The sequence below is a fragment of the Chimaeribacter sp. YP20170169 genome (genome assembly GCF_056739715.1).
Genome location: NZ_CP176824.1, coordinates 1,711,259 through 1,734,784 on the forward strand (window position 1 = coordinate 1,711,259; position 23,526 = coordinate 1,734,784).

Consider the following 23,526-nt stretch of genomic DNA (forward strand, 5'->3'; position numbering starts at 1 on the left):
CGTTTTTCTTCTTTTGCATCAGGCCTATTCCGCCGTATCAATAGGCTTATCTGAAGGATGCATAAGGAGATAAATCGTGAACTTCCAGCAGCTAAAAATCATCCGCGAATCCGCGCGCTGCGGCTTCAACCTGACTGACGTGGCCAATGCGCTCTACACCTCCCAATCTGGCGTCTCGCGCCATATCCGCGAGCTGGAGGAGGAGCTGGGGATTGAGATCTTCATCCGCCGCGGCAAACGGCTGCTCGGCATGACCGAGCCGGGCAAGGAGCTGCTGGTGGTGGCGGAGCGCATCCTCAATGATGCGGGCAACATTCGCCGGCTGGCCGATGTCTTCAGCAACAGCGACAATGGCGAACTGCACATCGCCACCACCCACACCCAAGCGCGCTACAGCCTGCCACGCATCATCAAGGAGTTTCGCGGCCTCTACCCGCGCGTGCGCCTGACCCTCAATCAGGCGACGCCGGAGGAGATTGTCGCGATGCTGCACAGCGGCGAGGCGGACATCGGCATTGCCAGTGAGCGGCTGATGAGCGACGAGGATGTGGCGGCCTTCCCCTATTTCCGCTGGCACCACGCGGTGGTGGTGCAGGCCGGGCACCCGCTGGCGGAGCAGGGCACGCCAGTGACGCTGGAGCAACTCAGCACGCTGCCGCTGATCACCTACCGCCACGGCATCACCGGGCGCGGCAAGGTGGACGCCGCCTTCAAGCACGCTGGCCTGACGCCGGACATCACCCTCAGCGCGCAGGACTCGGATGTGATCAAGACCTATGTCGAGCTGGGGCTGGGCGTCGGCATCGTGGCGGACATGTCCGAGGATCGCGCCCGCGATCAGGGGCTGGTCTACCTCAACGCCGAGCACCTGTTTGACGCCAACACCGTCTGGCTGGGGCTAAAGCGCAGCCAGTTGCAGCGCAACTTCGCCTGGCAGTTCATCCAACTCTGCAACCCGGCGCTCTCCCTGACCGAGATCAAGGAGAAGGTGTTCGCCAGCCAGCTGGAGACGGTGGGCGACTACCAGATCTGACCCGGCACGCTTCTTGCAGTACAGTGCTCCTGGCTTTTGCTGATGGAGTGCTGGCTGATGACCCCCACCCCAGCCCGCTTGCGGGCGCAAGACTTTATCCTCGCCTCAAAACAGAGTGAGATCGCCGGCCTGCGCCAGCTGCTGCACACCGGCACGCTGGTGGCGGCAGTCAGCGCGCTGGTGCACGCGCTGCAACGCGAGCGCGGCCTGAGCAACATCCACCTCTCCAACCCTGCCAGCCCGGCGGCGGCGCAGCTGCCAGCGCGCATCCTTGCCGCTGACCGGGCGCTGGCGGCGATCCACCCGCCGCTGGCGCGGCTGGATCGCGCCCACCCGCAGGCGGGCAACCTCAGTCGGCTGTTTAACCGGGTGGCAGGTGCACTGCATGGTCTGGAGGGGCTGTCAGCGCTGCGGGCGGCAGTGGCGGCGCAATGCCTCTCGCCGTCGGCGGCGCTGCAACGCTACAGCGACATCATCGCCCGCCTGCTGGGCGTGGTGTTTGAGGCCGCCGACGGCTGCGGCAACCCGGCCATCTCCAAGGCGCTGATCGCGCTGTTTGGCCTGATGCAGGGCAAGGAGCTGGCGGGGCAGGAGCGGGCGCTCGGCGCGGCGGGCTTTGCCGCCGGGCAACTGGAGGCGGCGGCGCAGCAGCAGTTGATCGACCTGATTGATGGCCAGGAGCGCTGCCTCCAGACCTTTCTGGCCTTTGCCGACCGCGCGGCGCTGGCCAGCTGGCAGGCGGGGCCGGGGCAGGGCAACCCGGCCTTTGAGCGGCTGCGGCGGGCGCTCTGCACCGGCCGTGGCCCGCTGCCGCCGGAGACGGCGCAGCCGTGGTTCGAGATCGCCACCGCGCGCATCGACGCGATGAAAAGCGTGGAGGAGGGGCTGGCGGAGGCGCTGACCGCCGGTTGCCGGCAGGCATTGGCCGAGGCGGAGCAGATGCTGGCGCGCCAGCAACTCAGCCTCGCGCCACTGGCGACAGGCGGCTATGCGCTGCTGCTGCCAGCGGGCGACGGCGAGGCACGCTATCAGGCCGATGGCGTCAGCCCGCCGCTGGGCCGGGCGATTCTGGAGGTGATCCAGGAGCAGGCACAGCACCTGCAACGGCTGTCGGCGGAGCTGGCTACGCTGCGTACCACGCTGGATGAGCGGCGGCAGGTTGAGCGCGCCAAGGCGTTGCTGATGCAACACCGCGGCCTGAGCGAACCGGCGGCGCACAAGGCGCTGCGCGATTTGGCGATGGCGCAGAACAAAAAGCTGGTGGAGATCGCGCAGGCGCTGCTGGCGGTGGGCGACATGCTGGCCCCGCCCGGCTGAATGCCCCTGTTCAGGGCAGGGTTTGCCATCTGATGGGGCAACGGCCGCGCGGCAGGTGGGGGCATTGATACCAAATCGCTGATTTACGGCTGTTTTAAGAAGTGGCACACCCCTTGCATTTCATTGATACCCCTTTTCGCTAATGGCGGCGAAAACGTGGGGCTCCCGGATAAAGGCGTCCGTTATTGCACAGCGCAGGCTGTGCAATAACCGGACGCTTTTTTTGTTTTTGTCCCTTGAGAAGGAACCACCATGACGCGAGTGACCTCCCGCCCGTTCTCCCCCTCCCGCCGTCGCCTGTTGGCGGGCGGCGCGGCGCTGGGCGGCAGCCTGCTGATCCCTGGCGTGCTGAATGCCGCTTGGGCGGCGGGCAGTGACGCCCCAGAGCAGCGCGAGATCCGGGTCGGCTTCATCCCGCTAACGGACTGCGCACCGGTGGTGATGGCGGCGGTGAAGGGCTTTGACCAGAAGCACGGCATCCGCATCCTGCCGAGCAAGGAGGCAAGCTGGGCGGCGGTGCGTGACAAGCTGGTCTCCGGCGAGCTGGATGCCGCCCACGTGCTCTACGGCCTGCTGTATGGCCTGCAACTGGGGCTAGCTGGCCCGCGTCACCCGATGGCGCTGCTGATGACCCTCAACCAGAACGGGCAGGCGATCACCCTCTCCGAGGCGCTGCAACAGGCGGGGGCCACCGACCCGCAGGCGCTGCATCACTGGGTCCGCTCACAGGCACCGGGCAGCGTCACCTTTGCCCACACCTTCCCGACCGGCACCCACGCCATGTGGCTCTACTACTGGCTGGCGAACGCTGGCATCCACCCGTTTAACGACGTGCGCAACGTGGTGGTGCCGCCGCCGCAGATGGTGATGAACATGCGCATCGGCAACATGGCTGGCTTCTGCGTCGGCGAGCCGTGGAACCAGCGCGCCATCGCCGATCGCATCGGCTTCACCGCCGCCACCAGCCAGCAGATCTGGCCGGATCACCCGGAGAAGGTGCTGGGCTGCCGTGACGAGTGGGTGCGTGACCACCCCAACAGCGCGCGCGCCCTGACCACGGCGGTACTGGAGGCGGCGCGCTGGATTGATGCCTCGCCAGCCAACCGCCAGGAGACGGCGCAGGTGCTGACGGCGCGCGCCTACATTAACACCCGGCTGGCGCTGATCGCCGGGCGAATGCAGGGCGAGTATGAGAATGGCCTCGGCCAGCGCTGGCAGGAGGCGCACCCGCTGCGCTTCTTCGCCGACGGCGAGGTGAACTACCCGTGGCTCTCGGACGGCCTCTGGTTCCTGACCCAGTTCCGCCGCTGGGGGCTGCTGAAAACCGACCCGGACTACACCGGCGTGGCGCAGGCGATCAACCGCACGGCGATTTACCGTCAGGCCGCCAGCGCGCTGGGCATCAGCGTACCGGCCAGCGAGATGCGCCGCAGCACACTGATTGACGGCAAGGTGTGGGACGGCCGCGACCCGGCTGGCTACGCCAACGGCTTCACCATCAAACGATAGGGGAATGAGATGAAAAGCAACCTGCAACCACAGCCCGTCCGGCCGCCCGCCACTGGCGCGACCGTCATCCCGCTCAACCCGGCCGCACCGGTTCGCCCGCGCCCGGCCCGGCTGCGCCCGCTGCTGCAACGCCTGATCCCCGGCCTGCTCGGCATGGCGCTGCTGCTGGTGGTGTGGCAGGTGGCGGCGCTCAACAGCCACGGCTTCCCGACGCCGCTCACCACCTGGGAGGCGGCGCGCACGCTGTTCGCCGATCCTTTCTACAACGCCGGGCCAAACGATCAGGGCATCGGCTGGAATGTCCTCGCCTCGCTGCAACGGGTCGGCATCGGCTTCGGGCTGGCGGCGCTGGTCGGCATCCCGGCGGGCTTTTTGATTGGCCGCTTCACCTTTCTGGCGCGGATGCTCAACCCGGTGATCTCGCTGCTGCGCCCGGTCAGCCCGCTGGCGTGGCTGCCGATTGGTCTGCTGCTGTTCCAGCGCGCCGAACCAGCCTCCACTTGGACCATCTTTATCTGCTCCATCTGGCCGATGATCCTCAACACCGCCGAGGGGGTGGCGCGGGTGCCGCAGGACTACCTCAACGTGGCGCGGGTGCTGAAGCTCAACGAACTGACGGTGATGCGCCGCATCCTGTTCCCGGCGGTACTGCCGCATGTGCTGACCGGCGTGCGCCTCTCCATCGGCATCGCCTGGCTGGTGATTGTTGCTGCCGAGATGCTCACCGGCGGCGTCGGCATCGGTTTCTGGGTGTGGAACGAGTGGAACAACCTGAACGTGGAAAACATCATCATCGCCATCGTGGTGATTGGCGTAGTCGGCCTGCTGCTGGAGCAGGGGCTGATGGCCATCGCCCGCCGCTTTACCTATGACGCCCGCTAAGGAGAGAGCCATGCCGACCCATCCCCTGATTGAGGTACAGAACGTCAGCCAGCGCTTTACCACCCCACAAGGCACTTTTTTGGCGCTGGACAATGTCAGTTTCTCGATTGCCGCTGGCGAGACGGTGAGCCTGATTGGCCACTCCGGCTGCGGCAAATCGACGCTGCTCAACCTGATCGCTGGCCTGACCCGGCCGAGCGAGGGGGTATTGCTGTGTGATAACCGCGAGATTGACGGCCCCGGCCCGGAGCGCGGCGTGGTGTTCCAGAACCACTCGCTGCTGCCGTGGCTCACCTGCTACGAGAACGTGGCGCTGGCGGTGCATCAGGTGTTCCGCGGCCAGATGAGCCGGGCGGAGATGCGCGACTGGATCGAGCACAACCTGGCGCTGGTGCAGATGGGCCACGCCCGCGACAAGCGACCGGGGGAGATCTCCGGCGGCATGAAGCAGCGCATCGGCATTGCCCGCGCGCTGGCGATGAAACCCAAGGTGCTGCTGATGGATGAGCCGTTCGGCGCGCTGGATGCCCTGACGCGCGCCCACTTGCAGGACGCGGTGATGGCGATCCAGCAGCGGCTGCACACCACCATCGTGCTGATCACCCATGACGTCGATGAGGCGGTGCTGCTCTCGGATCGGGTGCTGATGATGAGCAACGGCCCGGCCGCCCACGTCGGGCAGATCCTGCCGGTGACGTTGTCACGCCCCCGCTCACGGGTAGCGCTGGCACAGGACGCCACCTACCTGCATGGCCGCCAGCAGATTTTGCAGTTCCTCTATGCCAAACAGCCTAGCGTTGCCTGAGGGAACAAGATGAGAGAGCGACTGGTAGTGATTGGCAACGGTATGGCCGGTATGCATCTGGTGGAGAGGCTCTGCCAGCTGGCCCCGGATCGCTATGCCATCAGCGTGGTGGGCGCAGAGCCGTACGGCAACTACAACCGGGTACTGCTCTCGCCGGTGCTGGCGGGCGAGCAGCGCGCCGAGGAGACGCTGTTGCACCCGCTGACATGGTATGCGCGTTACGGTGTCACGCTCTATGCCGGTGAGCGCGCCCTCGAGATTGACCGCGTGCAGCAGCAGGTGATCACCGCCCAGCGCCGACTGGCCTATGACCATCTGGTGCTGGCGACCGGCGCGCAGCCGGTGCGCCCGCAGGTGGCTGGTCATGCGCTGCCGGGGGTGATGGGGTTCCGCACGCTGGCGGATGTGGAACAGATGCTGGCGCACTGCCAGCCCGGCGCACCGGCGCTGGTGCTGGGCGGCGGCATCCTCGGCATTGAGGCGGCCGCGGCGCTGGCGCAGCGCGGCATGGCGGTAACGCTGGTGCACCGCCACGCCACGCTGATGGAGCGCCAGCTCGATGCGCAGGCCGGTGCGCTGCTGGCCGCCGATCTGCGCGGACGCGGCATCACGCTGCGGCTAGGCTGCGAGGCGGCGGCCTTCCACGGCGACGGTGCGCTGGCTGGCGTGACGCTCACCGAGGGCGACACCCTGCCAGCGGTGCTGGCGGTGGCCTGCCTCGGCGCGCGCCCGGATACCACGCTGGCCGCCCGTGCCGGTCTGGCCTGTGGGCGCGGTATCCAGGTGGATAACCAACTGGCGACCGCCGATTCGGCCATCTCGGCCGTCGGCGAGTGCGCGCAGGTGGGCGACTTCACCGCCGGACTGGTGGCCCCATGCCGGGGACAGGCGGAGGTGCTGGCAGCGCGGCTGGCTGGCCAACCCGCGGGGGCGTGGCAGCCGTCGCCGCTGCCGACGCGGCTGAAAGTCACGGGCATCGCGGCTTTCTCCAGCGGCGAGGTCACCGCGTGTCCCGGCGACACCCTGCACCACACTTTCGACCCGCTGGCGCGCCACTACCGCCGCCTGCTGGTGCGCGAGGGCCGGCTACGCGGCGTGATGCTCTACGGCGACACCGATGACGCCGCGACCTACCACGACCGGCTCGGGCAGCCGGTCACAGACACCCTGTTGCTGGCCGTTCCGGCGGCTGGCGCTGACACATTGGGGGCGGCCGGGGCCGTCCCGCAGAGGAGCAACCCGATGACCACGATCCCTTCTTCCGCCGGCGAACGCCCGGTGCTGCTGCTGGCTGGCCACGGCATGGTCGGCCACTACCTGCTGGAGCAACTGGTGGCGCGCAACCTGCACCGCCGTTACCAGATCATCGTCTGCGCCGAGGAGGCGATGCCCGCCTATGACCGCGTGCACCTGTCGGAGTTTTTCGGCGGACGCAGCGCCGCCTCGCTCTCGCTGGTGGAGGAGGGGTTCTTCGCCCGCCACGGCATTGAGCTGCGGCTCGGCTGCACGGTGGCAGCGATTGACCGCATGCGCCGCTGCGTCACGGACAGCCTCGGGCGGGAGACCCCCTACGACCTGCTGGTGTTGGCTACCGGCTCCGCCCCCTTTGTGCCACCGATCCCCGGCCACGACCGCCCGCACTGTCTGGTCTACCGCACGCTGGATGACCTGGCAGCCATCACCGCCAGCGCCAAGGGCGCGACACGCGGTGTGGTGATTGGCGGCGGGTTGCTGGGGCTGGAGGCGGCCCACGCGCTGGCGCAGCTTGGGCTGGAGACCCACGTGGTGGAGTTCGCGCCGCGCCTGATGGCGGTGCAGTTGGATGAGGGCGGCGCGGCGCTGCTGAAGCGCAAGATCGAGGCGCTCGGCGTGACGGTACACACCCGCCATGAGACCACCGGCATCACCGACGGTGAGCAGGCGCGCCACCGCCTCTGCTTCGCCGATGGCAGCGCGCTCGAGAGCGATCTGGTGCTGTTCTCCGCCGGTATCCGCCCGCGTGACGCACTGGCGCGTGACAGCGGGCTGGCGGTCGGCCCGCGCGGCGGCATCGTGATTGATGACCAGTGCCGCACCTCCGATCCGGCGGTGTTCGCCCTCGGCGAGTGCGCGCTGTGGGAGGGGCGCATCTTTGGGCTGGTGGCCCCCGGCTACCAGATGGCGCGCGTGCTGGCCGACGCGCTGGCCGGTGGTGACAGCGCCTTCACCGGCGCAGACATGAGCACCAAACTGAAGCTGCTGGGGGTAGAGGTCGCCTCCCTTGGCGATGCCCACGGCACCACGCCCGGCAGCCAGAGCTACAGCTGGGTGGATGGCCCGGCGGAGATCTACAAAAAGATCGTGGTCTCCGCCGATGGCACGCGGCTGCTGGGCGCGGTACTGGTGGGCGACAGCAGCGACTACCCGACGCTGCACCAGATGATGCTCAACGGCCTGCCCCTGCCAACGCAGCCGGGCAGCCTGATCCTGCCAGCCAGCGCCGGTGCGGCCCCGGCGCTCGGCGTGGCGGCACTGCCCGACAGCGCGCAGGTCTGCTCCTGCCACAACGTCAGCAAGGGCGACATTTTGGCGGCGGTGGGCGATGGCTGTGGCGACATGGCTGGCATCAAGGCCTGCACCAAGGCCGCCACCGGCTGCGGCGGCTGTTCGGCGCTGGTGAAACAGGTGATGGAGGCCGGGCTGGCGGCGCAGGGCGTGGAGGTGAAGCGCGACGTCTGCGAGCACTTCCCCTGGTCGCGGCAAGAGCTGTACCACTTGATTCGCGTCGGCCAGATCCGCACCTTCCCGGCGCTGCTGGCGAAACATGGCCGCGGCCACGGCTGCGAGATCTGCAAGCCACTGGCGGCCTCGCTGTTCGCCTCCTGCTGGAATGACTACCTGCTGGCCGCGCCGCACCGGCCGCTACAGGACACCAACGACCGCTACTTCGCCAATATCCAGAAAGATGGCACCTACTCGGTGGTGCCGCGCATCCCGGCTGGCGAGATCACCCCGGATGGCCTGCTGGCGATTGGCGCGGTGGCGAAACGCTTCAACCTCTACACCAAAATCACCGGCGGCCAGCGCATCGACCTGTTTGGCGCGCGGCTGGAGCAGTTGCCGGAGATCTGGCAAACGCTGGTGGAGGCTGGCTTTGAGACCGGCCATGCCTACGGCAAGTCGCTGCGCACGGTGAAATCCTGCGTCGGCTCCACCTGGTGCCGCTACGGCGTGCAGGACTCCACCGGCCTGGCGATTGAGCTGGAGAACCGCTACAAGGGGCTGCGTGCGCCGCACAAGATCAAGATGGCGGTCTCCGGCTGTACCCGCGAGTGCGCCGAGGCGCAGAGCAAGGACATTGGCGTCATCGCCACCGACAAGGGGTGGAACCTCTATGTCTGCGGCAACGGCGGCATGAAGCCGCGCCACGCCGAGCTGCTGGCCGCCGATCTCGATCGCGAGACGCTGATCCGCACCATCGACCGGCTGCTGATGTTCTATATCCGCACCGCCGACCGGCTGCAACGCACCAGCGTCTGGCGCGACAATCTGGAGGGCGGGCTGGAGATGCTGCGCGACGTGGTGCTGCATGACTCCCTCGGCATCGCCGCCGAGCTGGAGCAAGAGATGGCGGCGGTGGTGGCGAGCTACCAGTGCGAGTGGCGCACCACGCTGGACTCCGCCAGCGAGCGGGCGCAGTTCCGCCCGTTCCTCAACAGCGATCGCCCGGATGAGGCGGTGGTGCAGGTGCAGGAGCGCGGCCAGCCGCGTCCCGCTGACACGCCAGTGGTCGTGCCCATCAGCCCGCCCGGCGAGGGGTGGGAGGAGGTGGGGGCGCTGGCCGCCATTCCCGCGGAGGGCGGCCGGGCGGCGCGGCTGGGTACGCAGCAGATTGCGCTGTTCCACCTGCCGCACACGCCAGAGAGGGTGTTCGCGCTGGAGAATCGCGAGCCGGGCAGCGGCGCAAATGTGCTGGCGCGCGGCCTGACCGGCGACGTGCAGGGCGAACCGGTGGTGATCTCACCGCTCTATAAACAGCGCTTCCGCCTGCGGGACGGCGTGAGCCTCGACCAGCCCGGCGTACAGCTGGCCTGTTGGCCGGTGCGCATTGAGCAGGGGCGCGTCTGGGTCTGCCGCCAGCCAGTGACGGCGGCCGTGCCGGAGACAGCATGATGACGGCGCTGCGCAGCACCTGCCCCTACTGCGGCGTCGGCTGCGGCGTGCGCGCCGAAGTGACAGGGGGCCGCGTGACCATCAGCGGCGACACCCAGCATCCGGCCAACGCCGGGCGGCTCTGCGTCAAGGGCAGTCGGCTGGCGGAGACGCTGGATCTGCAGGGTCGGCTGCTCTATCCGGAGGTGGCGGGCGCGCCAGTCAGCTGGGAGGCGGCGCTGGCGCAAGTGGCGGACGGCCTGCGCCACACCATCACGACGCACGGCCCGCAGGCGGTGGCCTTCTACGGCTCCGGCCAGCTGCTGACCGAGGATTACTACGTCGCCAATAAACTGATGAAGGGCTTTATTGGCGCGGGCAACATGGACACCAACTCGCGCCTCTGCATGGCCTCGGCGGTGGCTGGCCACAAGCGGGCGTTTGGCGCAGATTGGGTGCCGTGCAGCTATCAGGATCTGGATCAGGCCGATCTGGTGCTGCTGGTTGGCTCCAACGCCGCCTGGGCGCACCCGGTGCTCTACCAGCGGCTGGTGGCCGCCAAACAGCAGCGGCCGCAGATGCAGGTGGTGCTGATTGACCCGCGCGCCACCGCCAGCGCCGATCTGGCCGACCGCCATCTGGCATTGCGGCCGGGCAGTGACATCGCGCTGTTCAACGGGCTGCTGCACTGGCTGCACCAGCAGGATGCGCTGGACAGTGCCTTTTTAAGCCAGCATACCGAAGGCGCGCAGGCGGCGCTGGCCGAGGCGGCGACGTGGCCGGTGGCGCGGGTGGCGCAGGCGTGCGGGCTGGCGCAGGCTGAACTGTTGGCCTTTTTCCAGCAGGTGGCCGCCGCCCCGCGTCTGATGACGCTCTTTTCAATGGGCATCAACCAATCCAGCGCTGGCACCGATCAGGTCAATGCCATCACCAACCTGCATCTGGCAACCGGGCAGATCAACCGGCCGGGCTGTGGTCCCTTCTCACTGACCGGCCAGCCCAATGCGATGGGCGGGCGCGAGGTGGGTGGGCTGGCCAACCAACTGGCAGCGCACATGGGCTTCAGCGCGGAGGAGGTGGAGCGCGTCGGACGCTTCTGGGGGAGTGACAACGTCACGCGCACGCCGGGGCTGAACGCCACCGCGTTGTTTGAGGCGCTGGAGCGCGGGCAGGTGCAGGCGATCTGGATCATGGGCACCAACCCGCTGGTGTCGTTGCCGGACGCCGACCGCGCGCGGCAGGCGCTGGCGCGCTGCCCACTGGTGATTGTCTCTGAGGTGATGCGCGACACCGACACCGCCGCGCTGGCGCATATCCGTTTGCCAGCGCTGGCGTGGGGCGAGAAGGAGGGCACCGTCACCAACTCGGAGCGACGCATCTCGCGCCAGCGCGCCTTCCTGCCGCCGCCGGGCGAGGCGCGCGCCGACTGGTGGATCATCAGTGAGGTGGCGCGGCGGCTGGGCCACGGCCACGCCTTCGCCTATACCCATCCGCAGCAGATTTTTGTCGAGCACGCGGCGCTCTCCGGCTTTGAGAACCACGGCCAGCGCGCCTTTGACATCAGCGCGCTGGCGACGCTTACCCCGGCGCAGTACCGCGATCTCACCCCGCAGCGCTGGCCGCTGCCAGCCCTGCCGCGGCCTGAGCGCGCCTTCTGGCACCCGGATGGCAAGGCGCGGCTGCTGGCGGTACGGCCACCCGCGCTGCCGGTGGAGGCGGGCTACCCGATGGTGATGAACAGCGGCCGCATTCGCGACCAGTGGCACACCATGACCCGCACCGGCAAGGCGGCGGCGCTGATGCGCCACATGCCGGAGCCGCTCTGCCTGCTCCACCCGGATGAGATGGCGGGCATTGCGCCCGGCGATCTGGTGCGCGTCAGCTCGCCCCGCGGCTGGCTGCTGCTGCGGGCGCAGGCCGACGCTGGGCAGCCGCGCGGTACGCTGTTTGTGCCGATGCACTGGAACCGCCAGTTCAGCGCGCAGGCGCGGGTCAATGCGCTGGTGGCGGCTCAGATTGACCCCTCTCCGGCCAGCCGCAGAGCAAATACACGCCGGTGCGGGTGCAGCGCTGGCCAGCGGTTTGGCAGGCGGAGCTGTTTTTGCGCGGCGAGGGCGCGCCGCCACCGGCGGTCGGCTACTGGAGCCGCGTCACCCAGCCGGGCGTCAGCCACTTCATCGTGGCGGACATCGCCCCGCTGGCAGATGCCGCTGGCTGGCTGCGCGCCCTGTGCGGCGGCGATCTGCTGCTGCAACCGGCGTGGATGGGGGAGGCGTGCCACCTGCTCGGCTGGCGCGAGGGGTGTTGCAGGCGGCGCTCTACCTGCACCCGCAGCGCCTGCCGGTGATAGACCGCGAGGCGGTGGCGGCGGCCTTTGCCACGCCGCCGGAGGAGCCGCGGCGCGGCGGGCGCTATTGGCCGGACGGACGCCGGGCGCGGACGTGCCGCGTGGCGCCATCATCTGTAGCTGCGTGGGCGTCGGGGAACAGGCCATCCGGCAGGCGGTGGCGGCTGGCTGCGACACGCTGGAGGCGCTGGGCGCGGCGCTGAAGTGCGGTACGCAATGCGGCTCCTGCCGTCCGGAACTGAAAAAATTGCTGGGCTGCCACGCAGCCCAAAGTGTGATGAATTACGCCAACATGACCGATCCGGCGGCGCGGATGGCCGCCCTGTTCAACAGCCTCTGCCAGCGCCCCACGGCGGCGGGCGAGGTGTGGCTGGTGGGCGCGGGGCCGGGGGACGTGGAGCTGCTGACCCTCAAGGCACTGCGGGTACTGCAACAGGCGGAGGTAGTGGTCTATGACCGGCTGGTCTCCGAAGAGATTCTGGCGCTGGCCCCGCCCACTGCCCTGCGAATAGACGTCGGCAAAACGCCCGGCCGCCACACCCTGCCGCAGCCGGAGATCAATGCGCTGCTGGTGACGCTGGCACAGGGCGGCAGCCGGGTGGTGCGGCTGAAGGGGGCGATCCCTTCATCTTTGGCCGCGGCGGCGAGGAGCAGGCGGCGTTGCAGCAGGCTGGCATTGCTTGCCGGGTGGTGCCGGGCATCACCGCCGCGCTGGGCTGTGCCGCCGCCAGCGGCATTCCGCTCACCCACCGCGCCTGTGCCCAGTCGGTGCGGCTGGTGACGGGCCACGGCCGCGACGGCGCGCCCGATCTCGACTGGCGGGCGCTGGTGGCGGAACGGCAGACGCTGGTGTGCTACATGGGGCTGACCCATTGCGGCCAGCTGGCGCAGCAGCTGATGGCGCATGGCATGGCGGCCACGATGCCGGTGGCGGTGGTGGCGCGCGGCACCCGCGCTGACCAGCAGGTGTGGACCTGCACACTGGCGACGCTGGCGGAGACAGTGCGGCGGGCGCAACCGCCGTCGCCGAGCCTGCTGATTATTGGTGAGGTGGTGACGTGCTACCGTGCGCCGGGCGTCGCCAGCCCGGCGCAACAGGGGGTGGTGGCGGGCTAGCTTACTGGCCGAAACGGCCAATCAGCCCGGCCGCGCCCTTGGCATGGCCCTCCAGCGAGCTTATCAGCCGCTCCCGATCCAGCCCAGCGGGCAGGGCATCCGGCGCAAGGTCGGTGGCGATCAGGGTAAAGGTGTAGTGGTGGTAGCCAGAGCCAGCGGGCGGGCAGGGGCCGTGCCAGGCCAGCGTCTTGCGGCTGTTTGGCCCGCCGGTAAAGCCCTTGCCGTGCGTCAGGTCGCCCTGCGCGAAGCCCTTGGCCTGCGCTGGGATGTTATAGGCCACCAGGTGGCTGACGCCCAGCCCGTTGCGCCCCTCCGGGTCATACACCAGCAGCGCCAGGCTCTGGGTGCCCGGCGGCACATTCTCCCACGCCAGCGCTGGTGAGAGGTTCTCCCCGGTGCAGGAGGCGTTGCCCGGCGTGGCCCCGGCGAACTTCTGCGCCAGCAGGCCATTGTCGGCAAAGTCAGGGGAGCTGAGGGTAAAGGGCGCGGCAGCGGCTGGCAGGGCGGCGAGGGTACTGGCGAGCAGGCCGGCGGCCAGCGCGCAACGGGCAGGAAGACGCATAATAACTCCTTATCTATCAACGGGTAAAAACATCGGCTTACACAGCATAGATCACTCTGGCACGCCGTAGCACATTATTTAACCCCTTAGCGTGCCAGCAGACAGGCGTAGAACGACAATCACAGCAATAGTTGTTTTTTTGCTCACATTCGTTAGGATAGTGCGCTTGTTAATTAAGATGACGGTAATGAAGTACGTTCTCTCCCCCTCCAGATGTCGCCTCTGTGTGGCCCTACTGATGATGAGCTATGCTGGCAGCGCAATGGCGCTGACGGAGGATACCCTGCACCCGCTGGCCCATGCCGACCAGAGCGCCCCGGCCGGCGACGACAACTCCATGTTCAATGCCGCCACCGTGCAGGAGATGGCCAAGGGCCTGCCGGAGCTGAGCAGCACCCCCAGCACGCCACGCTATACCGAAACGCAGCTAGCAACGCTGGCGAAAAACTTTGGCGAGCAGGTGGACAGCAGCAGCAGCCAGTCACTGGGCGAGCAGGCCAGCAATCTGGCGCTGACGCAGGCGGCCAAGCTGGTACAGAAAGATGCCAGCGCCTTCCTGTCGCCGCTCGGCACCGCCAGCATCGGCCTGAAGGTCAATGACGGGCGTTTCACCGGCACCAATAGCCAGCTGTTCAGCCCGCTGTATGAGAGTGGCGATCAGGTGACCTACAGCCAGGTGGGGGTGATTGACCAGAGCGACTTGACGCTCGGCAACGTCGGCGTCGGCCAGCGCTGGGCGGATGGCCGCTGGCTGTTTGGCTATAACGCCTTCCTTGACCGGGATTTTGAGCAGGAGCAGATGCGCGGCAGCATCGGCGCGGAGGCGTGGACGGACTTCCTGCACATCTCCGCCAACTACTACCACCCATTGAGCGGCATGATCCGCGTGCCAAACAGCACCACCGAGGTGCGGCGGCAGGCGCGTGGCTATGACATCACCACCAAGGGTTACCTGCCCTTCTACCGCCAGCTGGGCGCCAGCCTCAGCTATGAGCAGTATCTGGGCGACAACGTTGACCTGCTGGGCGATGGCACCCGGCAGAACAACCCGGTAGCGGTGTCACTCGGCCTCAACTATACACCGGTGCCGCTAGTGACCCTCACCGCCAAGCACCAGCAGGGGGAGAGCGGCACCAATCAGGATCAGGTGGGGCTGTCATTGAACTATCGGCTGGGGGTGCCGCTGAAGCAGCAGCTTTCGCCCGCCTATGTGGCGGAGGCCAACTCGCTGCGCGGCAGCCGCTTTGACGCGGTGGAGCGCAACAGCACGCCCGTGCTGGAGTTTGCCCAGCGCAAGAGCCTCAGTGTGTTTCTGGCGACGCCGCCCTGGACGCTGCGCCCCGGTGAAGTGCTGGCGCTGAAGGTACAGATCCATGCCGAGTACCGCATCACCGCGCTCAGTTGGCAGGGCGATACCCAGGCGCTTAGCCTGACGCCGCCGAAGGACAATGATGACCCGCATGGCTGGAGCATTATCATGCCCGCCTGGGACGCGACCCCCGGTGCCAGCAACAGCTATCGCCTCTCTGTCACCCTGGAGGATGAGAAGCAGCAGCGCGTCACCTCGAACTGGATCACCCTGACGCTGGAGTCGCCGCTAACCGCCAGCGCGCCGCCAACCCGCACTTTCTGACACGCCCAATGGCACGCCGCACGGCCGCCCGCTGGAACCGCCCAGCAGGCGGCCGTGCTTTTTTTGGGCGAATTCAGCAGAAAAACCATGTGGTTTGGTGAAATTTTAGAAAAATGCTTTGGGTTTTAGTGGAATTTCATCATGACTTAAGTGGGGTGTGGGGAGGTTTGCTCTTAAAATTTAACTCTGTTGTTTAGCCTGTTTTGAACTGTGATCATCTATTTTACTTTCAGAAAGTTCGCATTACCCTGTAAGGATGCTGAGCAACTGCTGACAGGATGTTGCGCCCAACAGTGAGAGCATGCACCCACCGGTGCCAGGGATGGCGATTGCGCGAAACCCGCCAAATAGCTTCCTTCACCGATTCCGAAAGTGTTCCAGCGCCGGAGAGTGGATGAGGTGCCCACTGTTTTTTATGGCATTATGCCGGTAGAGATCTACTAATAATCCCTTAGCTACGAGCATACATGACGTTGAAAGCCTTTGATTCATGGAATAAGAGTGATTTTTTTAATCTGCTCCTGGCGTTGCCAGTCGGCATCATTGCCGCGCTGGTCACCGTGCTGTTCCGGGAGGCTATCTCCGCTGTTAATGGTGTTATGTTCCAAAATGGAACCGATATCACGCGCGCATTCCTGGAGTATCCGCGCTGGATCTGGCCGCTGATCACCGGCTGTGGCGGGCTGGTGGCCGGCGCGCTGCTGTGGCAGGCGCGGCGGGTAGAGGCGCGTCAGGGCAGTGCCCCGGACTACTTGGAGGTGATTGATCGCCGCCTGCCGGGCATCCCCATGCAGGGCACGCTGTGGCGCGGCCTCTCCTCGCTGGCCAGCATCGCCAGCGGCGGATCGATTGGCCGGGAGGGGGCGATGGTGCAGCTCTCCGCGCTGAGCGGCAGCCTGCTGGCACAGGGCGCGCGCCTGCCGACGGTACGGCGCGGCGACGTGATTGCGATGGCGGCAGCCGGTGGGCTGGCCGCGGTCTACCACGCGCCGCTGGCCGGGGCGCTGTTTGTGGCGGAGATCGCCTTTGGCGTGACGGCGGTGCAGCGGCTGATTCCGCTGTTTATCGCGGCGGCGGTGTCGGTGCTGACGGTGCGATCCCTGACTGGTGACGCGCCCCTCTACTTCTATGCCGCCGCCACCTTTGAGCCGGGCGCGGGCGCGCTGTTGACGGTGCTGCTGATTGGCGTGGCCGCCGGCGTCGCTGGGCCGCTGTTCCTCTCTATTATTGAGCTGGCCCGCCGCGCCTTCAGCCCGATTGCCCACCCGGTGTGGCGGCTGGGGCTGGGTGGGGTGCTGGTGGGCGGCGTGGCAATGGTGTCACCGCTGGTGCTGGGCAATGGCTTTGAGGTGATTGACCGCCTGCTCAACGGCGGCGATCTGGCGACGCCGCTGCTAGCACTGCTGCTGCTCAAGGTGCTGGCGACGGCGCTGACCGTCGGCTCCGGCGCGGTGGGCGGGCTGTTCACCCTCGCTGCTGGTGGGGGCCGCCGCTGGGGCGCTGGTGTGCGCCAGCCTGCACGCCCTCGGCATCGACCCCGGCCCGATGGGACTGTATGCCGCCATCGGCATGAGCGCCATGCTGGCCGCCACCAGCCATGCGCCGCTGATGTCGATCATGATGGCGTTTGAGATGACGCTGAACAGTTCGCTGCTGTTCCCGTTGATGCTGGCGACCGCCATCTCTTATGTCGTCGCGAGCTGCTTTGCCACTGCCGGGGCCTATCCGGTGCTCAATCGCCACAATGCGCGCTTCCAGGCGAAGAGTGAATTTGAGACCGGCACTATCGGGCCGCTAATGAATCGGGAGTGTTCGTTCGTGGTGGAGAGCGCCACCGCCGCCGAGGCAATGCGCGAGGGATTGAAGCAGAAGACGCGCTTTGTTTATGTGATTAGCGGGGAGGGGCGGTTCCTGGGCGTGGTCTCCACCAGCGATCTGGCCACCGGCATCATGGAGGGGTCACTGGCCGCCGAGGCCGCGATTACGCCCTTCATTATTAAGGAGTTCACCACGGTATATCAGGATGCGCGCTATGAACAGGCGTGGGCGCTGCTCTCAGATTCACCGCTGGAACGGTTGCCGGTACTCGATAATGCCGAAAATCGCCACCTATTAGGTGTAATTACCAAAGCATCGCTGCTGCATAAAGCGCAGGAATTTCTTTAAATCGAGAATCATTCTTTTTTACAACACCCTGGCAATAAATTCCTATTTTTAGTGTGGGTATTCTGCACCAGCCGGGCTCTTATCTAAAATTAGCAGGCTTAATGTTTTATTTGTATAAAATCTTTTTTATCAAATTTCACACAAATAACGGGATTTCACTTTAGATGTTTCTTAAAAAATCCTTAAAAATCAATAAGTAGTATTATGTTTGTTGATAACTTCATTTAATTTTCACAATAAAATGTTAGGTATGCATCACAATTGTTTAAGTTAAATGAGCGGAGGTGATGAATCGAGGGTCATAAATATTTTAAATGATTGCTATTCCTGTTAGTGGGATAAATCCTATTTATGGGGTGAGCGTTTTACATTAAGAACCATTGGGATAGTATCTGATTTGTGAACAGATTGTTGATTATGGCTATTCATGAATTTTGGAAGGGCCAAAGCATTAGAGAATTGCGACTATTCTCAATGGAATAATTACCCTTTGCGCGCTATTACTGTTGTACATAATTATTTTAATGAATTTATGGCAATCTGGCGGTAGATGCTCAAAAAGGAGCCACAACAGGGCAGCCACACTAACCATTTTATTTCGACACACACCAGAACCCACAAGGGATTGGGTACGGAAATAATACGATATTTCTTAAGCTTACTGGATGTGAGCAAAGATGAAGGAAAAGCGCATGAGTGACTATAATAAATTAACCATAAAGAATCTGGATGTATTCATCCCGCCAAATGAAATCTCTCATTTGCGCTGGAAGGAATACCAGATCCTTTCACTATTATTTGCCCGTTCGCCTGAGTTGGTCACCCGAGCCGAAATCATCGAAAATATCTGGAAGGGGACCTACTGCTCTGATTCCACTATCAATCAGACAATTAAGTCGATTCGGCAAAAAATTGGTGATGAGGATCACGTCCTGATTAAAACCATCCCACGCGTTGGTTATAAGATAGATCGAAAAGAGTTGTTTCACTTCCTGAACGAAGATGAAGCATTAGATTTTAATACTAAACCGGGTACTCAGAAAAAAGAGAGCCGGCCAAGTGAGCCTACCGCCCCGGTAGAGGAGCCGCGCGCCGCGCAGCACCATTCCGCCCCGGTAGAGACCGTGCTGCCCCAGGCTGAAGTGCCGGTGGCGGAAGAGCAGGTGGCAGTCAGTCATCAGCCTGAAACACAGAGTGTGGAAAGTGAGTCCATCGTGCAACACGCACCCACCGAGCCTGCTCAGACAGTGCCGGATGTCAAAAAAGGACCCTTTACCCGTATGCGTGATCTGGTCAACTTCGGCGCAAGCTGGAGATACCTCACGCTGGTTGCTCTCTCTTTGATCATTGTTGGTCAGCTTTTTTATGAAACTACACACACGTCCGGATCTGACAGTAACGGTAAAAATGTTGTTCTGATTTTGCGAGTTGACCCATCGACCCTGGGATTGCAGCCCAACCGCCAGGCCACCCTGCAGCAGGGGTTCTCCCAGAGCGCGCCGCATGACAGCGTGATCTGCATGGTGAACATTCCTGACCGCCACTCGGTGACCTCGGTCTGGCTGCTCGACCATGTTAAAAAGGGTTGTATGCTGAATAATGATAATAGTGGCTTAACCATTAACCCCGGTATTCCACTGTAAATCACGGATGCAGGCCGGCAGGACAGCGAATTTCATTTTTTCACCTGGTTGTTTTATTAATTGTTATTTGCATTGCCGGTCTGACCTGTTGATGATGAATTTGAGATAAAGGCAGACAATCTGACGAGAGTCTGCCGTTTCAGGATGGATGCTGTCCAGTAACTTCGCGGAATTAAAGGATAATATCCGGTAATCACTGCCGGGCACGCGCCATCGCTGAATCAGGGACATATCACACTTGATATGAATTAGATTCCGTTGGGAAATGACATGAAGCCTGTAATCTTTAATGCGTGTTGGTTAATCGCGGAACGACTGTTGTTTGGCTTCTCCGGCGTATTTATTTCGATTTATGTCGCGCGTTATTTGCAGCCAGCGCAATTTGGCACCATCAGTTATTTGTTGTCCATTGTTGCTATTACTGTCCCACTGATTCAGATGGGGGCAGACAATATTCTGTTCAACCGGATCGCGCGCAAGCCGCAAAGCGGCATCCGGCTGATGCTCGCCTCGGCCCGGCTGCGCGCCCGCTGGTTCTGCGTGACCAGCGCGCTGCTGTTGGTGTGGGGCGCCCTGACTCTGGATCATGTCCCGTTTGTGATGCTGGTGTTGGTGCTGATCAGCTCCTATTTCCAGATTCAGGATGTGTTCAAGATCTATTATGACGCCACCCTGAACTCAAAGCGCAACGCGTTAATCAATAATGGGGTGCTGGTACTGGCCATCATTATGCGGGTGGCGATGGTGAAGTATGAGATGACGCTGGCGTGGTTCGTGCTGCCCTATATTGTCAGCAGCGCGATCCCTTATCTGGTGCGGCGCTGGATGTTCATGCGTGAACACCCGCAGAGCGGCGACCAGAAAGTGCCGGCGGCGTTGGTAAACCGCTACTCACGGTACTTGATGACCGTTGGCCTGCCGCTGTCGCTCTCGGCGCTGTCCATCGTGATCTATGTGCGCATTGACCAGGTGATGCTGGAGAACATGGTGGGCAGCCACGCGGTGGGCCTTTACACCGCCGCATTGACGCTCTGCAACGCCTGGACCTTTGTGCCGATTGCCCTGATCACCTCACTGATGTCATCGGTGGTCAGTGACCGTAACCCGGAGACGCAGGCGCACAGTATCCGGCTGCTGTTTTTGATCGTGCTGGTGATTACCGCGCCGATCGTGCTCTTTTACTTATTTTTCGGCAGCCAAATTTTGGTGCTGCTGTTTGGCCAGGGGTTCCGCGAGGCGGCTACTATCGTACCGCTCTGTACTTTCACCGCCCTGTGCTCCGTATTGGGGACACTCTCCATGCGGGTGATGGTTCTCTACTCAGGTTTTCGTTTCATCGCATTTAAGATGCCGGCGGTGGCGCTGGTTAACGTGGCACTGAATTGGGTGATGATCCCCCGCTATGGAATTGAAGGGGCGGCCATTTCCATGTTAATTGCAGAATTTTTATCGTTCTTTTTGTTTAATATCTTCTTCCGTAAAGGGAAAATTACTGTGCTGCAGTTGACGTGCTATCAAAGTATTCCTGTAGTAAACAGAAAGGTGAAAAATTATGTTAAGAAATTTAGCTAAGAGAATTTATCGCAATTTGCCTGATCCTGTTTTTCACCAGATAAATTATGCTCGTGTATTCAAGAAACAGGCCAATATTAAGAATCCGCAGTTATTTAGCGAAAAGATCATGATTCGCAATATTTGGCCGAAAAAGATCTACACGCTGTTGGCGGACAAAATCAAGGTGCGGGACTACATCGCGGCGATTATTGGCGAGCAGTACCTGATCCCGGTTTATGCCACTACCACGGAGATGAGCTATGAGCTTTACAAGAGCCTGCCCAACTCCTTCGTGATGAAGGCCAACCATGGGTGCGGCTTCAACAGTCTGGTGTTCGATAAGAGCAAGATCACCTATGAGGCGCTCTATGAGCAGGCTTCCACCTGGATGGACTCCAACTGGTATCTCTCCAACAAGGAGCGCCACTACCAAGGGATCAAGCCGGGCCTGATCTTCGAGGAGCTGTTGCAGGTTCAAGGCCAGGTGCCGAACGACCTGAAGTTCCACTGCTTCAACAAAGATGGCGAACTGCGCGTCTTCATCCAGGTGGACTACTCGCGCTATGGCGTGCACCGCCGCGACGTGTTCGACGAAGAGTGGAACCGCACCGAGATCCGCATGGGCCTGAAGAACAACCCGGAAACCATGCCGCGCCCGGAGAAGCTGGACGAGATGCTGCATCTGGCCAAGACCATCGCCAGCCAGTTCTCCTATGTGCGCATCGATTTTTATGAGGTGGGTGGCCGGGTCTATTTCGGCGAGCTGACGTTTACACCCGGTGCCGGCCTCTGCCGCATCTGGCCTCGCAATGTGCAGCGTGAATGGGGGAGTTATTTTACGGAATAAACGGCGTTAAAGGGGGAAAGGGAATTAATAATCAATAACTACAATCGTTTCAAAATAAACCGGATAACAGACGGCGTATAACCAGGAACCGCGTGGGCATCGACGCCGGTTCAGGAGGCAGGGTTAGGTCGTTATCGGGTGATAAGCGAGGATTTATGGAAAAAGTATCAGTGGTAATGCCTGCCTTTAACACAGCAGACTATATTGAATATGCGATTAACAGCGTATTGTCCCAAACGTATGCCAATTTTCATCTCTATATTATTGATGATGCTTCAACGGACGCGACGGGCGATGTTGTCCAGCGCTTTACCGATGATCCACGCGTAACTTACTACCGCAATGAGCGCCGTTTGGGCCGTGCTGAAACCATCAACATGGGCATCGACATGGCGGCAGGGGAGTTCATCGCCTTTTGTGACAGTGACGCGGTCTGGGAGAAGAACAAGCTGTTTACCCAGGTTAACATCCTGCAAACCAAGCGCTATGACATGGTGTGCTCGCACTACGCCACCTTCCTCAATAGCGTGAACAAGCTGACCCGTACCTACAAGAGCCGCGAGATCATCACTTATCGCGACCTGCTGCGCGGCCACCGCATTGCCGACATTACCGGCATGTACAATCAGGCGCGTCTGGGTAAGGTCTATCTGGAGAACGTCCCGCATCAGGAGTACCTGATGTGGCTGTCGCTGCTTAAGCGTGCCAAGGGCACCATGGCCTACTGCATCCCTGAGACGCTGGCCTACTGCCGCATTTCACCGCGCCAGAGCTTCCTCAGCAAGAACCCGTTCGACAGCTGGCAGTGGCGCATCTACCGCGACTACCTGCGCCTGCCGTACTATAAGTCGTTCTACTACTACCTCTCTTCTCTGGCTCAGGCGATGAAACGTATCGTCTGACCGGCGCACTGCGCCAGCCATGCCCCGGTGGGTTTTCCCGGGGCATTTTCTTTTGGGGCTTGCCCAACACCTGGGGCAGGGCGCGGCCCCCTGACATGCAGGCACAAAAAAACCGGGCATGTTGCCATGCCCGGTGTGCCAGAGGGTAGCGGTGAATCAGTTGGCGCTGTGCGTCTCACTGTTGTGGCGTGCCGCGCGCTCAGCGTGCTTCTCGGCCATCTTTTCAGCGCGTTTCTGGTAGTTCTCATTGAACTGCTTCTTCTGCTCTGGGGTGAGCAGGTTGTACATCTTGTTCTCCATGCGCATGTGGGAGAGCATCTGGTCGGCCTGCGCCTTGTGCAGGCTGTCAATTTCCGCTTTCGCCTTCGCCTCATCAAAGCTATCTGCGGCCACCAGCTTGTGCATGGACTCAAAGTGGGCTTTCATCTCGTCACGCGGGTGCTGCTGGCGCTCGGTGCTCATCAGGTCGCGCATCTGCTGGCGCTGCTGCTCGGTCAGGTTCAGGCCGGCAAACGGATCGCCATGGCGGCCCCCTTTATGCATCGGCTTGCTGTGCTCGGTGGCGGTCGGCGCGGTGGCGGCGGTGTCAGCGGCAAAGGCCATGGAAACAGAACCGAAAACCAGGGTGGACGCTAAAGCCAGGGCAGTAAATTTACGCATAATCGATACCTCACATTATTGTTCGTTCAGCGCCTCGGCGCCATTGAGTTGACGAAGATAAGTCTACCCAAGCAAATGAATAGTAGTGCGAGTTAACGTAAAGCTATTAAAGCAGAAAAGGCAAAAAGTGAACGAAAATGAAGGGATTGTGAGCAAAGTGCCGGCATAGTATTAACAGGGTAGGCGCGGGGTAAAGATAATGGAGGGATCGTGGAGGGCGGCGCCACTGTCGCATGGGCCGCCCCCGGCAAAAAGTGAAATCAGTGGCTGCGCATCCCGGCGGCGGTCATCATCAGCCGGAACAGCGAGGCGACGACGAACAGCGCCAGCACGCTGCCGGCCCAGATAATGATTAACCAGATCAACCGCCGCCACAGCGGGCTGCGGGTGGTCTTCTCGGTCATTGGGTCAATGGAAGG

15 protein-coding genes and 3 pseudogenes are annotated in these 23,526 nt (G+C 63.0%); 15 read left to right on the top strand and 3 right to left on the bottom strand.

Annotated features, from left to right (window positions below):
* Positions 1 to 76: 76 nt before the first annotated feature.
* The 8 genes and pseudogenes from cbl to cobA all read left to right on the top strand — a co-directional run bounded on the left by cbl (position 77) and on the right by cobA (position 13,140).
* The gene (gene cbl, locus ACK3SD_RS07620; RefSeq protein WP_481127334.1) at positions 77 to 1,033 is read left to right on the top strand and encodes an HTH-type transcriptional regulator Cbl; all 957 of its coding nucleotides are present in this window, start codon (positions 77 to 79) and stop codon (positions 1,031 to 1,033) included.
* 57 nt (positions 1,034 to 1,090) lie between these two features.
* Complete coding sequence (locus ACK3SD_RS07625) at positions 1,091 to 2,350, top strand: nitrate- and nitrite sensing domain-containing protein (RefSeq protein WP_481127335.1); 1,260 nt, start codon at positions 1,091 to 1,093, stop codon at positions 2,348 to 2,350.
* Positions 2,351 to 2,602: 252 nt separating this feature from the next.
* Positions 2,603 to 3,859, top strand: a complete 1,257-nt coding sequence (locus ACK3SD_RS07630) for a CmpA/NrtA family ABC transporter substrate-binding protein (protein ID WP_481127336.1) — start codon at positions 2,603 to 2,605, stop codon at positions 3,857 to 3,859.
* Between the two features lie 9 nt (positions 3,860 to 3,868).
* On the top strand, positions 3,869 to 4,741 hold the full coding sequence (ntrB, locus tag ACK3SD_RS07635; RefSeq protein ID WP_481127337.1) for a nitrate ABC transporter permease: 873 nt from the start codon (positions 3,869 to 3,871) through the stop codon (positions 4,739 to 4,741).
* 10 nt (positions 4,742 to 4,751) lie between these two features.
* A complete protein-coding gene (locus ACK3SD_RS07640; RefSeq protein WP_481127338.1) occupies positions 4,752 to 5,546 on the top strand; it encodes an ABC transporter ATP-binding protein in 795 nt (264 codons plus the stop codon).
* Between the two features lie 9 nt (positions 5,547 to 5,555).
* Positions 5,556 to 9,698 carry a nitrite reductase large subunit NirB gene (gene nirB / locus ACK3SD_RS07645; protein WP_481127339.1) on the top strand — a complete coding sequence of 1,381 codons (4,143 nt, stop codon included), beginning with the start codon at positions 5,556 to 5,558 and terminating at the stop codon, positions 9,696 to 9,698.
* Positions 9,695 to 12,301 (top strand): annotated as a pseudogene (locus tag ACK3SD_RS07650) (nitrate reductase); the annotation flags it as partial. The gene nirB and the pseudogene ACK3SD_RS07650, both read left to right, overlap by 4 nt.
* Before the next feature lie 36 nt (positions 12,302 to 12,337).
* A pseudogene (gene cobA / locus ACK3SD_RS07655) lies at positions 12,338 to 13,140 on the top strand (uroporphyrinogen-III C-methyltransferase).
* Between the two features lies 1 nt (position 13,141).
* Here the strand turns inward: cobA and ACK3SD_RS07660 are convergent.
* Entirely contained in the window at positions 13,142 to 13,702 is a 561-nt protein-coding gene (locus ACK3SD_RS07660) for a YbhB/YbcL family Raf kinase inhibitor-like protein (protein WP_481127340.1), read from the bottom strand.
* A 187-nt stretch (positions 13,703 to 13,889) separates the two neighbouring features.
* Here ACK3SD_RS07660 and ACK3SD_RS07665 point away from each other — a divergent pair, with 187 nt between their 5' ends.
* The 7 genes and pseudogenes from ACK3SD_RS07665 (at position 13,890) to ACK3SD_RS07695 (ending at position 22,447) form a co-directional block, all read left to right on the top strand.
* Positions 13,890 to 15,335, top strand: a complete 1,446-nt coding sequence (locus tag ACK3SD_RS07665; RefSeq protein ID WP_481127341.1) for a YchO/YchP family invasin — start codon at positions 13,890 to 13,892, stop codon at positions 15,333 to 15,335.
* Between the two features lie 599 nt (positions 15,336 to 15,934).
* Positions 15,935 to 17,225 (top strand): annotated as a pseudogene (locus ACK3SD_RS07670) (chloride channel protein); the annotation flags it as partial.
* Between the two features lie 60 nt (positions 17,226 to 17,285).
* Positions 17,286 to 17,501 (top strand): CBS domain-containing protein, encoded by a 216-nt coding sequence (locus ACK3SD_RS07675; RefSeq protein WP_481127514.1) that lies wholly within the window; start codon positions 17,286 to 17,288, stop codon positions 17,499 to 17,501.
* A 692-nt stretch (positions 17,502 to 18,193) separates the two neighbouring features.
* Positions 18,194 to 19,144: a winged helix-turn-helix domain-containing protein gene (locus ACK3SD_RS07680; RefSeq protein ID WP_481127342.1), complete on the top strand. Its 951-nt coding sequence runs from the start codon at positions 18,194 to 18,196 to the stop codon at positions 19,142 to 19,144.
* Positions 19,145 to 19,414: 270 nt separating this feature from the next.
* Entirely contained in the window at positions 19,415 to 20,716 is a 1,302-nt protein-coding gene (locus ACK3SD_RS07685; RefSeq protein ID WP_481127343.1) for a flippase, read from the top strand.
* A gap of 109 nt (positions 20,717 to 20,825) precedes the next feature.
* The gene (locus ACK3SD_RS07690) at positions 20,826 to 21,545 is read left to right on the top strand and encodes an ATP-grasp fold amidoligase family protein (RefSeq protein ID WP_481127344.1); all 720 of its coding nucleotides are present in this window, start codon (positions 20,826 to 20,828) and stop codon (positions 21,543 to 21,545) included.
* 176 nt (positions 21,546 to 21,721) lie between these two features.
* Positions 21,722 to 22,447, top strand: a complete 726-nt coding sequence (locus ACK3SD_RS07695; protein ID WP_370465597.1) for a glycosyltransferase family 2 protein — start codon at positions 21,722 to 21,724, stop codon at positions 22,445 to 22,447.
* A gap of 156 nt (positions 22,448 to 22,603) precedes the next feature.
* On the opposite strand, the gene spy is transcribed toward ACK3SD_RS07695, so the two are convergent.
* Together spy and ACK3SD_RS07705 are read right to left on the bottom strand one after the other, a co-directional pair.
* On the bottom strand, positions 22,604 to 23,107 hold the full coding sequence (gene spy, locus ACK3SD_RS07700; protein ID WP_481127345.1) for an ATP-independent periplasmic protein-refolding chaperone Spy: 504 nt from the start codon (positions 23,105 to 23,107) through the stop codon (positions 22,604 to 22,606).
* A gap of 260 nt (positions 23,108 to 23,367) precedes the next feature.
* Positions 23,368 to 23,511, bottom strand: coding sequence for a DUF2474 domain-containing protein (locus ACK3SD_RS07705; protein WP_137764942.1), 144 nt, complete (start codon positions 23,509 to 23,511; stop codon positions 23,368 to 23,370).
* Positions 23,512 to 23,526 lie beyond the last annotated feature (15 nt).

Excerpts from the sequence above, each read along its gene's own strand:
- ACK3SD_RS07625 (WP_481127335.1), top strand. The coding sequence starts at position 1,091 with ATGACCCCCACCCCAGCCCGCTTGCGGGCGCAAGACTTTATCCTCGCC.
- ACK3SD_RS07630 (WP_481127336.1), top strand. The coding sequence starts at position 2,603 with ATGACGCGAGTGACCTCCCGCCCGTTCTCCCCCTCCCGCCGTCGCCTG.
- ntrB (WP_481127337.1), top strand. The coding sequence starts at position 3,869 with ATGAAAAGCAACCTGCAACCACAGCCCGTCCGGCCGCCCGCCACTGGC.
- ACK3SD_RS07640 (WP_481127338.1), top strand. The coding sequence starts at position 4,752 with ATGCCGACCCATCCCCTGATTGAGGTACAGAACGTCAGCCAGCGCTTT.
- nirB (WP_481127339.1), top strand. The coding sequence starts at position 5,556 with ATGAGAGAGCGACTGGTAGTGATTGGCAACGGTATGGCCGGTATGCAT.
- ACK3SD_RS07660 (WP_481127340.1), bottom strand. The coding sequence starts at position 13,702 with ATGCGTCTTCCTGCCCGTTGCGCGCTGGCCGCCGGCCTGCTCGCCAGT.
- ACK3SD_RS07665 (WP_481127341.1), top strand. The coding sequence starts at position 13,890 with ATGAAGTACGTTCTCTCCCCCTCCAGATGTCGCCTCTGTGTGGCCCTA.
- ACK3SD_RS07675 (WP_481127514.1), top strand. The coding sequence starts at position 17,286 with ATGGAGGGGTCACTGGCCGCCGAGGCCGCGATTACGCCCTTCATTATT.
- ACK3SD_RS07680 (WP_481127342.1), top strand. The coding sequence starts at position 18,194 with ATGAGTGACTATAATAAATTAACCATAAAGAATCTGGATGTATTCATC.
- ACK3SD_RS07685 (WP_481127343.1), top strand. The coding sequence starts at position 19,415 with ATGAAGCCTGTAATCTTTAATGCGTGTTGGTTAATCGCGGAACGACTG.
- ACK3SD_RS07690 (WP_481127344.1), top strand. The coding sequence starts at position 20,826 with ATGATTCGCAATATTTGGCCGAAAAAGATCTACACGCTGTTGGCGGAC.
- ACK3SD_RS07695 (WP_370465597.1), top strand. The coding sequence starts at position 21,722 with ATGCCTGCCTTTAACACAGCAGACTATATTGAATATGCGATTAACAGC.
- spy (WP_481127345.1), bottom strand. The coding sequence starts at position 23,107 with ATGCGTAAATTTACTGCCCTGGCTTTAGCGTCCACCCTGGTTTTCGGT.
- ACK3SD_RS07705 (WP_137764942.1), bottom strand. The coding sequence starts at position 23,511 with ATGACCGAGAAGACCACCCGCAGCCCGCTGTGGCGGCGGTTGATCTGG.